The 14,507-nt window shown below is 36.9% G+C and carries 18 protein-coding genes; 13 read left to right on the plus strand and 5 right to left on the minus strand.

The genetic code is table 11. The annotated features are described in order from the left end of the window. Positions 1-18: 18 nt before the first annotated feature. From Q0505_RS17780 to Q0505_RS21470, 3 genes are all read right to left on the minus strand, one after another. Positions 19-900 (minus strand): hypothetical protein, encoded by an 882-nt coding sequence (locus tag Q0505_RS17780; protein ID WP_299215762.1) that lies wholly within the window; start codon positions 898-900, stop codon positions 19-21. A gap of 131 nt (positions 901-1,031) precedes the next feature. Next, positions 1,032-1,703 (minus strand): prolyl oligopeptidase family serine peptidase, encoded by a 672-nt coding sequence (locus Q0505_RS21465; protein ID WP_366519441.1) that lies wholly within the window; start codon positions 1,701-1,703, stop codon positions 1,032-1,034. An 84-nt stretch (positions 1,704-1,787) separates the two neighbouring features. Beyond that, complete coding sequence (locus tag Q0505_RS21470) at positions 1,788-3,059, minus strand: DPP IV N-terminal domain-containing protein (RefSeq protein ID WP_366519442.1); 1,272 nt, start codon at positions 3,057-3,059, stop codon at positions 1,788-1,790. Positions 3,060-3,424: 365 nt separating this feature from the next. Here Q0505_RS21470 and Q0505_RS17790 point away from each other — a divergent pair, with 365 nt between their 5' ends. Further along, positions 3,425-3,976, plus strand: coding sequence for a hypothetical protein (locus Q0505_RS17790; protein WP_299215764.1), 552 nt, complete (start codon positions 3,425-3,427; stop codon positions 3,974-3,976). A gap of 64 nt (positions 3,977-4,040) precedes the next feature. Here Q0505_RS17790 and Q0505_RS17795 read toward each other — a convergent pair whose 3' ends face one another. Then, positions 4,041-4,481: an Lrp/AsnC family transcriptional regulator gene (locus Q0505_RS17795; RefSeq protein ID WP_299215766.1), complete on the minus strand. Its 441-nt coding sequence runs from the start codon at positions 4,479-4,481 to the stop codon at positions 4,041-4,043. A 114-nt stretch (positions 4,482-4,595) separates the two neighbouring features. On the opposite strand from Q0505_RS17795, the gene Q0505_RS17800 reads away from it, so the two are divergent. The 8 genes from Q0505_RS17800 (at position 4,596) to Q0505_RS17835 (ending at position 10,586) form a co-directional block, all read left to right on the plus strand. Further along, complete coding sequence (locus Q0505_RS17800) at positions 4,596-5,021, plus strand: hypothetical protein (protein ID WP_299215768.1); 426 nt, start codon at positions 4,596-4,598, stop codon at positions 5,019-5,021. 196 nt (positions 5,022-5,217) lie between these two features. Further along, positions 5,218-6,060 carry a helix-turn-helix domain-containing protein gene (locus Q0505_RS17805; RefSeq protein ID WP_299215770.1) on the plus strand — a complete coding sequence of 281 codons (843 nt, stop codon included), beginning with the start codon at positions 5,218-5,220 and terminating at the stop codon, positions 6,058-6,060. A 72-nt stretch (positions 6,061-6,132) separates the two neighbouring features. Beyond that, positions 6,133-7,026, plus strand: a complete 894-nt coding sequence (locus Q0505_RS17810; RefSeq protein ID WP_299215772.1) for a pirin family protein — start codon at positions 6,133-6,135, stop codon at positions 7,024-7,026. Positions 7,027-7,075: 49 nt separating this feature from the next. Next, a complete protein-coding gene (locus tag Q0505_RS17815; RefSeq protein WP_299215774.1) occupies positions 7,076-7,924 on the plus strand; it encodes a phosphatase PAP2 family protein in 849 nt (282 codons plus the stop codon). A gap of 12 nt (positions 7,925-7,936) precedes the next feature. Further along, entirely contained in the window at positions 7,937-8,284 is a 348-nt protein-coding gene (locus Q0505_RS17820; RefSeq protein WP_299215776.1) for a hypothetical protein, read from the plus strand. 513 nt (positions 8,285-8,797) lie between these two features. Further along, a complete protein-coding gene (locus tag Q0505_RS17825) occupies positions 8,798-9,346 on the plus strand; it encodes a carboxymuconolactone decarboxylase family protein (protein WP_299215778.1) in 549 nt (182 codons plus the stop codon). A 36-nt stretch (positions 9,347-9,382) separates the two neighbouring features. After that, a complete protein-coding gene (locus Q0505_RS17830) occupies positions 9,383-9,775 on the plus strand; it encodes a plastocyanin/azurin family copper-binding protein (RefSeq protein ID WP_299215780.1) in 393 nt (130 codons plus the stop codon). Positions 9,776-9,890: 115 nt separating this feature from the next. Then, positions 9,891-10,586 (plus strand): hypothetical protein, encoded by a 696-nt coding sequence (locus tag Q0505_RS17835; protein WP_299215781.1) that lies wholly within the window; start codon positions 9,891-9,893, stop codon positions 10,584-10,586. A 1-nt stretch (position 10,587) separates the two neighbouring features. Here Q0505_RS17835 and Q0505_RS17840 read toward each other — a convergent pair whose 3' ends face one another. Beyond that, positions 10,588-11,082 (minus strand): Rid family detoxifying hydrolase, encoded by a 495-nt coding sequence (locus Q0505_RS17840; protein WP_299215783.1) that lies wholly within the window; start codon positions 11,080-11,082, stop codon positions 10,588-10,590. 135 nt (positions 11,083-11,217) lie between these two features. On the opposite strand from Q0505_RS17840, the gene Q0505_RS17845 reads away from it, so the two are divergent. From Q0505_RS17845 to Q0505_RS17860, 4 genes are all read left to right on the plus strand, one after another. Then, positions 11,218-12,762 carry a helicase HerA-like domain-containing protein gene (locus Q0505_RS17845; RefSeq protein ID WP_299215785.1) on the plus strand — a complete coding sequence of 515 codons (1,545 nt, stop codon included), beginning with the start codon at positions 11,218-11,220 and terminating at the stop codon, positions 12,760-12,762. A gap of 21 nt (positions 12,763-12,783) precedes the next feature. Further along, positions 12,784-13,320, plus strand: coding sequence for a hypothetical protein (locus Q0505_RS17850; RefSeq protein WP_299215787.1), 537 nt, complete (start codon positions 12,784-12,786; stop codon positions 13,318-13,320). A 4-nt stretch (positions 13,321-13,324) separates the two neighbouring features. Continuing rightward, positions 13,325-13,699 carry a cupin domain-containing protein gene (locus Q0505_RS17855; protein ID WP_299215789.1) on the plus strand — a complete coding sequence of 125 codons (375 nt, stop codon included), beginning with the start codon at positions 13,325-13,327 and terminating at the stop codon, positions 13,697-13,699. Continuing rightward, a partial coding sequence (locus Q0505_RS17860; RefSeq protein WP_299215791.1) for an alpha/beta hydrolase occupies positions 13,696-14,507 on the plus strand: 812 nt, incomplete at its 3' end. The genes Q0505_RS17855 and Q0505_RS17860, both read left to right, overlap by 4 nt.

Raw genomic sequence — 14,507 nt, forward strand, 5'->3', positions numbered from 1 at the left:
TATACTAAATGTATAGGATTATTTTAAAGTAAACGTTGTTTGAGCAATCAATGCTGCTCCGTCAAAAACATTTACTTTGTAAGTACCCTCAACAAAACTTTCGCCTTTCGGTGGTATGTTTTCGCAAATATCTAGCGCTGTGTTTTCATAGTAAAATTTAGAAACTTTACTATACGTAATCGTTTCTTCTTCAAAAGTGACGGATTCATTAACTCCTAAAATCGCATTGGTAGGGTCAATAACCTGTACATATAACAAGCGGTCACCTGCCTCAGCAAGTCTGTTTTGTGGTACTGTAAAACACGCTCTTACTTTATCTATTCTACGAGCACGATCGTTTTCTACTAGTTTTCCTGAAGAACGCTCGATTACACCTACTACTTTCAATTTATTAGCTGCCAGCGCTGAACCTAATTCTACACGTTCTGCTAATTTGTTATTCTCAAGAAATAAAGAATCCCCTACTCCACGTTGTACTTCTAGTTCATAGCTTGTACTATCTACTCGCATCGCTAGTAGTTTATTGGTCCCACGTAGAGAATCATTTTGTGCAAATAAGAAATCACGCTCTTTACGAAGTTTAAAAACCTCAGCTCTATATTTTCCTAAGCTAGTAATGGTTACTTCTTTCTCATTAATATCATCTATAAGGGCTTGTATTCTATCACGTGCCTCATTGAGTTCTGTATCTTTTAGATTATTTTCTTCAATGACAACATCATACTTATCATTCATCTCTCTGAGGTTAGCAAGGACTAATGTCTTTTCTTTTGTAAGTTCTGCCTTTGTCTCTTTCTCTTGGTTGTATAGTTTGTAAGCAAATGCGCCAGCAACTACGAGTAGTACAGCGAGAATCCCTGTAATGATTTTTATTCCGTTATTATTCTTCTCGTTTTCCATGGTTTTAAAAATTTATGTTTAATGGTTATACGTATAACGACTCTATTTGGATTATGGTGTTTATGTTTTCACGAAAGTAAGGACATTTAAAATACTATTAACATACTATCATAAAGTTTCCCTAAAAATGATTAGTTGTTAAACTTTTTAAACCAAGCTAACGTATGATTCACTTTTGTGATGAGATTGCTAGGTCGAGCAGCAATCCCGTGTGAGGCCTCAGGAATTTCGACTAATACTGTTTCTTTTTTCCGAATCTTTAATGCGTGATATAATTGTTTGGCTTCACTAGGAGGTGTACGCAGATCGTTCATTCCTACCATGACCATAGTGGGGGTTTCTATATTTCCTACCAATGATAATGGCGAAAACTTCCAATAGCCTTCAAAGTTCTCCCACGGCTGTCCCGGATAGCGAGAATTGGCATATCCATAATAATTATCTGCCACCAATGTTTTTGAAATCCAATTCATCACTGGCTTTGCTACCACAGCCGCTTCAAATCGATTGTTTTTTCCTATGATCCAAGCAGTCATAATACCACCCGCACTTCCGCCAGTTACGTATAATTGATCTTCAGAAGTGATGCCTTTGGCAATACAGGCATCTACGCCATCCATCACATCATTGTAATCTTGTCCTGGATAGTTATTATAGAGTAGGTTCCCAAATTCTTCTCCATAACTGGTACTGCCTCTAGGATTAGGATAAAAGACCACATAGCCAGCAGCAGCATACAATTGAATCTCTGCCGAAAAACGATCTCCATAATTTAAAATCGGACCTCCATGATTCTCTACCAATAAAGGATATTGCTTTCCTTTCTCATAAAAAGGCGGATATACGATCCATCCCTGAACATCACGACCATCATAAGATGATTTGTATCAGATCTCTTCTACAGTACCTAATGTACGATATCCAAGAAGATCTTCGTTCAATTGCGTACGGATTTTAGGTTGTTTGTCTTTTTTGGACAGAACACCAACATCGGCTGGACGATCTGGTTGTGAGTGCGTAAAGGCAATCGTTCCGTTGTTGGATACGCTGTAACTACCACTCGCATACGGACGCCCTAAGGTAGTGCCACCAAGATCATCTGCTAACTTTGATACCTTCCCAGAAAGAGTAACTTGTGCAATTTTAGAATTTCCCTTATCATCATACGTACAGTAGATCAAATTGCTATCTGACGCCCATTGTAAGTTTGAAATACTGCGATCTAAATTTGTATTAATTTCTTTCTTGTTACTCCCATCAATATTCATCATATATAATCGACTTACCTGATAGGTTTGTACTTTATCATCATAGCCAATATAAGCGATCTTCTTTCCGTCTGGAGATACGATAGGACTTCTGTCGGGACCATTGCGATCTGTTAATGCAGTGATGATTCCGGTTTGTGTATGCACACTATATATTTCGCTGTTGCGAAAATCATATTCCCATGCTTCCGTTCTATTTCCTGAAAAGTAAATGTGCTGTGCATCTCGGGACCAACTTAACGAACCTCCATGATTGAAATCACCCGAAGTAATTTTACGAGCCGTTCCACCTTCTGAAGAAATAATATAAATATGACGAAAGCCTGGTTTTAAATAGCCTTGCCCGTCAGCTTCATGCTTAAAACGATCTGTGATTCTAGGAGTCTCCGCCCATTTCGCGCCCTTTGGTTTTTTAGGCATACTTGCAATCACGGGAGGAGCCACATACTCCATAGCACTAAAAGAAAGCCACTTCCCATCGGGAGACCAACTTAATCCTGAAGGACTATTTTCTAATTGACTCAATCGTGCTGTAACACCAGATGCAACCCAATACATAAAGAGTTCGCTCCCTTCTGACGTACTCGCGATGTATGCAATTTTTGTTCCGTCGGGGGACCATCTAGGTTGCGATTCATTCCCATCAAAAGAAGTAAGCTTGCGATGATTTGTCCCATCTGCGTGGATCATCCATAAATTCCCCTTGCTTCGATCTTCCATAATATCAAAACCCGTACGTCTATAGATCACTGTCGTTCCATCAGGTGCTATTTGAGGATCGTCAGCATATTCTAATTCAAAAACATCTAATGCTTCAAATGCTTTGGGTTGCTGTGCAAAGAGAACACTACTTACTAATAATACGATACAAAGTCCAATATACTTCATCATTAAAATCTGTTCATTATACATTTTCAGAACTCTAAAATAGTAAATCTTACGCTGGTTTTTTTACTAGTGCCTCCTTTTCCCTTACGATCTGCTGATACCATTCTGTTCAAAAACACTATCGTATGTTCTGATTATATAACTTCATTGGAATAAAAAATAATTTCTATCGTAAAATTAAAGCTGTAAGTAATCATTTTTTAAAATTTAAAAAATTATACAAAGTCAAACATCGGGACTTTTGGATCACTCATCGAATTTATGAGAATCATATACGCAAAGTGTATGTATACCGTTTTAAATAGTATACTTTTATAATATACTATGCGCCCTTATAGTATTTACAAAATAGTAAAACCCAACTTAATATGTACAATGATGATGATGATGACCACAATTACGATATAGACTCTTGGAGACAGCTCCCTGTTTTTATTCAGGCTGAGGTCATCTTAAAACTAGTCGAACGTATCGTAGATTGTATTCCCAAAGAAGATAGTAATGCCTCTTCTGAGTATGAGTATGCCCTTTTTGACTATCATACCAATAATATGATAGAAAATGCACTTATCATTCCTGCAAAAATCGCGGGTATTCACGGTGTGGAATTATATGACATAAAAATGGAAAATGCTGTGATCATCCGTAAAGCGGCGCATGAAATTATTCTTAATTTACGCGGACTTCAAATAGCAGGTTTTAAAGAAATAGAGTATTTAGATTTACTTCGTAAAGAGATTGAGGTTTTACGCCCTCTATTTGCTGTGTGGGTTTCAACCTTCAATCCCTATAACTATATTATAGATCGTTGGGGCTTATTTAATCCACCAGGCGTGCACTACAATGATAAAATGCCTGAAGATGATTTGCCCTATGACAGTAACCACTCCCATGACGACTTTGATAGTGAAGAAGATTAATGTTTCTCTTTAAAAGGGATTCTTGAGGTATACGCTTTCGCGAAAGCGTATACAACTTATTACACTACTTTAATTTGAGAATAGGATTATAACGTACTACTTGAGAGAGTACGATCTGTGTTTTAGACTCGCCATACGTTATAATTTGATCTATAAATCGTTCTAGATGCTGTTGGTTATGTAAAACCACTTCCATCACTATATTTTCATTCCCTGTTATCCGATAGCAATTGATCACCTCATCCCACGTTTTTACAATCTCTAAAAAGGGTTTTAGTTTCCCCATAAAAGCACGTAATGTGATAATCGCTTTAAACTGATATCCCATTTCAAAAGGAGAGACAATCGCTTTAAACCCTGTGATGATCCCCATATCTTCCATTTTTTTAATCCGTTCAGAAACGGCAGGAGAGGTAATGCCTACTTGTCTTCCTATAGAAGCATTAGACTGTCTTGCATTTTTTTGCAAACACTTTAAGATTTTAAGATTTAATTCATCTACCATATACTTTAAAGTTTTACTTCAAAAATACATCATTTTTAAAGACAAAACACTCTTTTGCTTTAAAATCAAAAGTTAGGTTGCCTTAATATGATTGTAACTTTGTTTTTATAAAAGATGGAAAAAGTACCTAATTTCATATCACAAAACGAAATGTCTCTCAGAGACACGTTGCTTTATAGCAAGGCATTAGATATCTATACCCTGTCTAGATCTATCACATCACATCTAACTGATGACAGAACGGTCAATGCCTTATATACATCTAAGGACGAGTCTGATAATACGTTAGAAGAAATTGTGATAAGTGCTGTCACATTACCATCAACCATTGCCATAGCACAAACTACCAAAAATATTCGCCTTCGATTAGATTCTACCAATAGTATTATACATCACATCGACAAGATACGTGCTAATTGTAAAAAACTTCGGAAAATCTCAAAACGTAACAGAGAACACATGCGTGTTTTATCTTCAGAAATTCTAAAATTTAAGAAGATGTACAGACAGTGGAATATTGCTATTACACAGCAAAATTAAACGATAATTCTTTAGCACAAAACAAGAAATCTGATAGCAATACAAAACTAGTTTTCGGCTTGTATACCTGCATCTAACAAATTCATACAATGCTAGTTACTTCTCTATTTTTAGTTTTTAGATCATTTATCAAAACAAGAAAATAAAAAATAGCTTTTTTTTGTAAGTTCTATAAAAAAAATAGACCATTGTTTTTATGAAGAAGCCATTTTTAGAATCTATTACCAAAGCCATTTTTTATTACGGTGATGAAGAAATACTAATTCCCTATTCAGAAACAAAGCCTTTATCACTCTATACGTTTATTTGGGCACAAGAAGATGCTGTTTCTCTGAAGATAGATCAAGTTGATTTTACTCTTCAACCTGGTCAAATCATTGCCCTTACCCCTTTACACCATTTACAATATATAGACGGGAGTGCTGTAGTATACCAATTTAACAGAGAATTTTATTGTATTAAAGATCATGACAAAGAAGTAGGATGCGTGGGTATTCTATTTTACGGAAATTCAGAATTACCCGTTGTGACGCTTGAAGAAGATCAAAAGCATAAACTCCAGATATTACACGAGGTATTCTTAGAAGAATTAGAAACCGAAGATAGTATCCAAGCTGAAATGTTACGTTTATTAATGGCTCGTTTTATTATTAAAATTACACGTCTTATAAAATCACAAGGGAATTATGGACACGTAGTTGACGAAAAAATAGAGCTTATACGCACCTTTACATTTCTAGTAGAAGCACATTTTAGAAAAGAACATTCGGTTTCTTTCTATGCTGCCGAGCTAAATAAATCTCCCAAAACAATTTCGAATTATTTTTCCAAATTTGACAAAACACCCCTACAAATTATTCACGACAGAATCGTCCTTGAAGCAAAAAGACTCCTTACCTACACCGATAAATCTGCCAAAGAAATCGCTTTTGAAGTTGGCTTTCAAGATGCTTCTCATTTAAGTAGGCTTTTCAAAAAACAAACAGGAGAATCTCCATCTGCATTCAAAAATAAATCAAGACAACTCGTTACTCTTTAATTTAGTATGACTAGGTATTTGTAGTATACCTATTTCTTTGTATTTTTCTGCTATAAAGAAACACGTGTATACATGTCAAATACAGGATTGATTATAGAAGAACGAAGTCGTGATATAGGAGACTTCTTAGTAGGACGCTTGATTCCTTTTCGTAAAAAGAGAATGGTAGGTCCTTTTATTTTTATAGATCACATGGGTCCTACGGAGTTAGGTCCAGAAAAGTATATGGACGTAGATCAGCATCCTCATATAGGACTCGCGACACTTACCTATTTACTAGAAGGAAAACTAACTCATGAAGATAGTATTGGAACACATCAGGTAATACGACCTGGGTCTGTCAATTGGATGGTGGCAGGAAAGGGATGTGCTCACACAGAACGTACCCCACAAGCATCTAGAGACCGTAAAGAGATCTTTACCATGCACGGATATCAAATTTGGGTAGCACTACCTAAACATCTGGAAGATATCGAACCAGCATTCCATCATATAGAAGCAACGGCATTACCGCAATGGTCAGATCAGGGAGCTCAGTATACATTGGTTGCTGGTCAAGCATTTAACCAAACGTCTCCTGTCCCTGTTCATTCAGATTTATTTATGATGGCAATTACGACCACAGAAGCACATACCTTTACAGCCAAAGGAAATGTAAAAGGTGAAATAGGCATTTGCATCGTCAGCGGACATATCACAGCCTGTGATCAAACCATAACAGCGGGTAATATGCTGGTAAGTAAAATTGAAGATGTTTGTACTATAGACATCGCTGCAAACAGTCATATCCTCATATTTGGTGGCGAACCTTTTCCTGAAGAGCGTCATATTTTTTGGAATTTTGTTAGTCATTCTAAAGAAAAAATTGAAAGTGCAAAAGAAAAATGGAAAGCAAAGCTATTCCCAAAAGTAGCAAATGACACCTCGTATGTCCCGTTACCAAAACCTCCAAATTTTAGCAAATAATGTATCTTGCAAAAAAAATACAATCCCATTAATTACAATAGTTACCCTTTTGAAAAATTACATCATTCTTTTAGCTTTATGTTTCTTTACCATAGTATCCTATAGTCAGAAACATTCCCTGACCTCTCAAGAACAAGACACTTTAAATATTTGGCAACTTGCTAAATATGATGGCGCTTCCGCTTTTGGTGGATTAGCACACGCATATACACGCCCCTTACATTGGGACGGAGAAGATTGGGCTACGTTTGGTTTTGTAGTTGGAGGCACTGCCCTATTATATTTTGTAGATGACGAAACAAGTGATTTTTTTCTAAAACAAGACGGAACCTCTCCTAATATTGCGAAGGAGTTTGGAGAACGTTTTGGAAGTCCGCAAGTAGCTTACGGAATCACCGGTTCTGTATACCTATTTGGGCTCTTTACAAAAAACGAACGCGTCCGAGAAACAGGTGTTTTATTAATTTCTTCGGCAACAGCCGTTGGCTTAATTCAAACCGTATTAAAAACAACCGTTGGAAGGTCTAGGCCTCAAAATGGAGAAGGGAAGTTTGCTTTTAAGCCTTTTAGTGGAGAATCTGGCTTCAGGTCTTTCCCTTCTGGACATACCATCCTGTCCTTTACCACCGCATACGCAATCTCAAAACAGTTTAAAAATCCTTGGGTAAAAGCGGGTATTTATACCGTAGGTATGATTTCTCCTATATCACGCATTGTAAATGGAGCGCATTGGTTGACCGATGTCGCTTTAAGTATTGCCATAAGCATCGCTACTGTAGATGCTATCGATAATTACCTGAATGGAAAAAATCGCTATCCTGGCGATCCCCATAAAAAAGGCATTACTTGGAATATTAATTTTGGTGTAGGAAGTATGGGAATTGTCGGTCGATTTTAAAAGACAAACAATATGCCCTATGACTTTTTTATAGAATGGCTTTACCCGCTCCCAATTAAACATAAAAAAATGTTTGGCGTAGATGCTTTTTATATAGAAGATCAAATCGTCTTTGCTCTATGTCAAAACGAAAAATACCAACAAGACCACGGCATTTGGATTGCTACCAAAAAGCAACATCATCAAAAACTAAAACACCAACTCAAAAGTGTCAGACCTCTTTTATCTATAGGTATCAAAACATGGCTCGTCCTTCCTGAGACCCACGATGCTTTTGAAGAAGATGCACACACACTCGTATCCCTATTAAAATCTAGAAGTCCTCTTATAGGAAACATCCCAAAAAAAAGAAAACCCTAAAAATAACTTTCTAGGGTTTCCAGCATCAAATTGGGGGATAGACATATCAAGAGTAATATTACCTATACATAGACTTGTCATTAATACTTAACCATTCAGTAGTAAAGTCTACACATTCTCATATACGTTTGAACTATCATTTTTAGATGTTCTTGCCTTCAATTTTTTTCACTTTCGTAAAAAAATACCAATTTCTATACTTTATAGGTACTATTGACCATCATTCGGGAACTTATGGCTAGTCAATCGCTGTAAGACCATGGCTACTCCTTAGACCAAGTCATCAAATAAAAATAACGATGACAACAAAACACATTTCCGTATTAAACCTTATTACTGTTTTCACAAAAGGGAAAGCTAAAATCGTAGAATCCTTGAACGCAAAAATATATTGTTCACAAAAACACCTACACGATTATTACTGTGATCGTGAAGCATCCTAAAAATTTAAAAAACACGTACGATACGTACACCTATTATATAATCAATAGTAAACAATTAAAAACAGAAATTATGAGCACATTTAATGTTCCAACAAAAGACCAAGTAAACGATACCAACAAAGCAATATTTGAAAAACTAGAAGGCGCTTTAGGATTTGTCCCAAACTTATATGCAACATACGCACATTCTAACAACGCACTAGCAAACTACTTAACATTTGCAAATGCCCCTACTTCGCTTAAAGCGAAAGAAAAAGAAGTTGTCAACCTTGCCGTAAGTGAAGTAAATGCGTGTAACTATTGTCTTTCTGCACATACAGCCATTGGTAAAATGAATGGATTTACAGACGAACAAATTTTAGAATTAAGAGCTGGAAATGCCTCTTTTGATTCAAAACTTGATGCCTTGGCAAGACTAGCTAAAAACATCACAGAAAATAGAGGTCGCGCCGAAGCTACCGTTGTAGACAATTTCCTAAACAAAGGATGGTCTCAAGAAAACGTAATTGATACGATTGTATTAGTAGGAGAAAAAACAATCTCAAACTATATACACAACACCACACAAGTGCCTATTGATTTTCCAGTGGCACAACCATTAGACGCTGTAGTAGCTTAATTAAATACCTATATAAACACACTAAAAATTTTAAACATGAAAAAAGTAATCACAGTATTCGTACTTATATTCACTGTATCATTTGCTGCACAAGCACAAGATAAAATGACAAAAGGCGCTCCAGCAAAAAAAATAACACTAGAGCAAACCAAAGGGGAGTTTACACAAAAACAATTGACGGTATCTGAAGGAACCTACATTTTTGAAATAGACAACAATAATGTAGGACACAACGTAGGTTTTGTATTAGTAAAGAAAGGACAAGAGCTCTCTAATCCAGAAAATCATATCAAAACGGCGTATGTAACAGCGGCGGTAGAAAATAACACGACAGGACATTCTAATCCTACGACATTAACAAAAGGTGAATATATTTATTTTTGTCCGCTGAATCCAACATCTACAGATAATACCCTTATTGTAAAGTAATCCCACAAATGGCTACTTGACACCTTAAAAAGACCGCCCCTACTGGCGGTCTTTTTATATATTCCAATACCATATATTCCCATTCTTTCAGTACTTTTGACACAAAATAAGAACTATGAAAACCATCTATTTTGTTATTTGCCTCTCTCTTTTAGCGATCAGCTGTAAAAATGAGATCGCTCAAGAAAAAGAAACCTCACAAGAAAAAACAACCGAAATAAAAAAGGAACGCTCTGAAGCAGAACAGATTGCTTACAAAAACGGATTGGAACATTGGGATGATGTGTCTCAAATAGATTTTACGTTTAATGTAGATCGAGGTGGTCAAAACGTAGCCAAACGTTCTTGGTCTTGGAAACCTAAAACCAATGAGGTAACCATGACCAGTGGAGATAAAGTGGTATCCTATAATAGAGCTTCTTTAGATAGTATCTCTAGACAAGCAGATCAAGGGTTTGTTAATGATAAGTTTTGGTTATTAGCTCCGTATCAATTAGTCTGGGATGAAGGCACCAACATCACCGTTCAGGATACAGCGACAGCTCCACTTTCGCAAAAGCGAACTAAAAAATTAACTATTGTATATGGTAATGAAGGCGGCTACACACCTGGTGATGCGTATGATTTTTATTATGATGAAGATTATATCGTAGACGAGTGGGTATATAGAAAAGGGAATGCATCTGCACCTTCAATGATCACGACGTTTTCTGACTACCAAGATTTTGGAGGGCTTAACATCGCTACTTCACACTCTGATAAAGAAGGGAACTTTAAATTATACTTTACAGATATAAAAGTAGTCAAGTAGATTACCGCTTTACCGCAATCACTTCGATTTCAATCTTTGCGCCTGCGGCAAGGGCTTCGGCGGCAAAGGTGGTACGTGCGGGTTTTTGAGGTAAGTAGGTAGTATAAATGGCATTAAATGCAGCAAAATCCTCAATATTATCAAGAACTACAAGAGATTTCACGACGTCACTCATATCCATCCCATGATGTGCCAATACCGCTTTGATATTTTCTAACGTTTGCTTTGTTTCTGCTTCAATGCCACCTTCAACAAGTGTTCGAGTAGTTTGATCCATTCCGATCTGACCTGATAAAAAAAAGAGATCCCCTACTTGCACGGCATCAGAAAATGGAGCTGTTGCTTTTTTTGGTTCGTGAGAGGCGTGATAGGTCACTTCGATAGGTGTGGTTGTCTCGATATTTTCAACCTCGGATACTACGGGTTTGGTTGGTTTTGTTTCGCAAGAGCAAAGTAAAATGGCAAACAATACGATCGTTAAAAGAGGAGTTTTCATAGATAATGATGTTAGAGACGATAAATGTAACAGATAATTATCGCTTTTTTATGGGATTGTTTATTTTTATGCTTTCGCGAAAGCGTACAAAAACGAACCCCCAATATAGTACATACGCTTTACAACCAACATATTATGGATACCAAACAAGAATTTTTTGATTTTATTAAGGCTGGGAATACGTTTAAAGGCGACTTTATTACGATGGGAGCAGCGATGCTGGAAGGAGAAACGATCACAAATGCTCACGTAAAAGTACCCTTAAAAACTTTAAATCGCCACGGATTGATTGCCGGAGCGACAGGAACAGGAAAAACAAAAACTCTACAAGTCCTTGCCGAAAATCTATCGGATCAAGGGATTCCTGTGTTAATGATGGATATGAAAGGAGATCTTTCTGGGATCGCTAAAGCAAGTCCGGGACATCCTAAAATTGATGAACGCCACGAGAAAATTGGACTTTCTTTTGAAGCCAAAGATTTTCCTGTAGAAATTCTCACGTTATCAGAACAAAATGGAGTGCGACTTAGAGCCACCGTAAGTGAGTTTGGTCCTGTGTTGTTTTCTCGAATTATAGACGCTACCGATGCACAATCTGGGATTATTTCTATCCTTTTTAAATATAGTGACGACAACAAATTACCATTATTAGACCTTAAAGATTTTAAGAAGATTTTACAATACGCAACCAATGAAGGGAAAGAAGAGATTCAAGAAAGTTATGGACGGATTTCTCCATCTTCTTCTGGATCTATCCTTCGTAAAATTGTAGAATTAGAACAACAAGGTGCTGATATTTTCTTTGGAGAAAAATCATTTGATACCGATGACTTAACGCGAATTACGAATGATGGTCGTGGGATCATTAATATTGTTCGTCTTACCGATATCCAAGACCGCCCAGGATTATTCTCTACGTTTATGCTAAGCCTTTTAGCAGAAATCTATGCGACCTTTCCTGAACAAGGTGATAGTGGTCGTCCAGAACTGGTGATTTTTATTGATGAGGCGCATTTGATTTTTAAAGAAGCATCCAAAGCGTTACATAGTCAGATAGAAAGTATTGTAAAATTGATCCGTTCTAAAGGCGTTGGGTTGTACTTTGTCACACAAAACCCCACCGATATTCCAGAAGGTGTTTTAAGTCAGTTGGGATTAAAAATTCAGCATGCGTTACGTGCGTTTACGGCAAAGGATCGTAAAGCTATCAAACTCACAGCTGAGAATTATCCAGACTCGCCATATTATGATACCAAAACAGTATTGACTTCGTTAGGTATAGGAGAAGCACTCATCTCTGCACTTGATGAAAAAGGACGTCCTACCCCACTCGCTGCAACAATGCTTAGAGCACCGATGTCACGTATGGATATTCTCTCTCAGGAAGAACTTGATGAGATAAATTCCAATTCAAAACTCGTCAAGAAGTATAGTGAAGTAATTGATAGAGATAGTGCCTATGAACTTTTAAACAGAAAAATCGAAAAAGCTAATGAAGAAGAAGCGAAAGCAAAAGCGCAAGAAGAGCGTGCTAAAGCTTCAAAATCAAGTTCGCGTTCAACTCGAAGTTCTTCTAGACAACCTGCGCAAAGCGCTACTTCAAAAGCGATCATTAAAGTGCTAACCAGTGCAACAGTGATCCGTAGTGTTTTCGGAATTTTAGGAAAAATGCTTAAATAATCTTATTAAAAATAAACCCAAATGAATCGTATTTATAGTGTATTACTTATCCTTATCCTATCTATGGTGTCTTGTACAGAAAAAGACACTTCTTTTGTTGTCACAAACGAGGCTGTAGGGCCCGTGACAAAGACCACCAAAATCAGTGATCTTGAAGTATTATTTAAAGAACCTACTGATAGCCTTATTAAAACAGAGGCTAACAATTATGTCCTTTTTGAAAAGGGAGGAAAAAAATTAATGAAGCTTTCTGCAAAAAAAGATGATAAAGAAGTGATTGATCATATTCAGTTTTTTGATGATCGGTATACTACTGATAAAGGCATCTCCTTAAAAAGTACCTATCAAGATATTCAAAATGCGTACACCGTAAAGAAAATCAGCAATATGATCGACTTTATTATCGTGTCTGTAGAAGAAAGTGAAATCTATTTTATCATAGACAAAAAGCACTTAGCCTCTGAAGTTCGCTTTAGTACAAGTAGCAGATTAGAGCCTATGCAGGTTCCTGGTGAAGCTCCTATTAAACATTTTATGTTTGCTTGGCCTTTAAACTAACTCGATGAAAAAATCATATCAGATTCAAAAGACACCCTTTGTCGTTCCGACGACCGATGGTAAGCTTATAGAAGAACATTGGGGACGCGCTACCGATGGCAATACAGAGATTAGTATTGCACACATGGTCGCTCCGTCTGGATGGAGTGAGCCTTTTCAAACGCCCGCATTTGATGAATACACCTACATCATCAAAGGAAAAAAACAATTTATCATTGATGGCGAAACAGTGATTCTGGAAGCTGGTCAATCTATTAAAATCAATAAAAACACCCGAATCCAATACAGTAATCCTTTTGATGAAGCCTGTGAATATATTGCTATTTGCACGCCTGCTTTTTCACCAGATACCGTACATAGAGAAGAGTCATCGTCTTGAAAAAACTACTGAATAAAATAATTCCAAAGGTTATAGGCATGCAAATCAATGCCATGTCTTTGTGGTCCAGAAAAGCAGCGGCGCGTAAAGCATTTCTTATATTTTGTACCCCAAGAGCAGGGCGGATCAAAGAAGATCAAAAAGAGTATCTAGAGACTGCAAAAGACCTCCGACTTACCGTAAACGATACTGTCACGGTGCAAACCTATAGATGGGAAGGAACGGGTCCTACCATATTGTTAATACACGGATGGGAAAGTAATGCGCATCGATGGTGGAAACTTATAGACGTGTTGCAGAAACGCAACTATAACATCATTGGTTTTGATGCTCCTGCTCACGGAAATTCTACGGGTAAAATTCTCAATGTACCCCTTTACACAGAGGCTTTAGAAATTGTCTCTCAACACTACAAACCTGAGGTTCACGTAGGGCATTCTGTAGGAGGTTTGACGACTATCTTTCATTATTATAGATACCAACCTAAGTATATTAAAAAACTAGTCAGTCTAGGCGCTCCCTCAGAGCTTTCTGAAATCATGAAAGACTATCAGCAGATTCTGGGTATGAATAACAGCGTGATGAAAGGAATAGATCTGCTTGTACAGAAACGTTTTGGGTTCTCTACAAAAGAATTTTCTGGAGCTAGCTTTGCAAAAGCTATTGATGTTTCCGGACTTATCATACACGATACGTACGATAGAATTACACCTGTAGAGGCATCTAGAGGCATTCATAAAAACTGGAAAAATAGTACCTTTATAGAAACTTCAGGGTTTGGACATTCGCTATACCAAGATGAAGTACG

Source organism: uncultured Dokdonia sp., assembly GCF_937910895.1.
Lineage (GTDB): Bacteria > Bacteroidota > Bacteroidia > Flavobacteriales > Flavobacteriaceae > Dokdonia.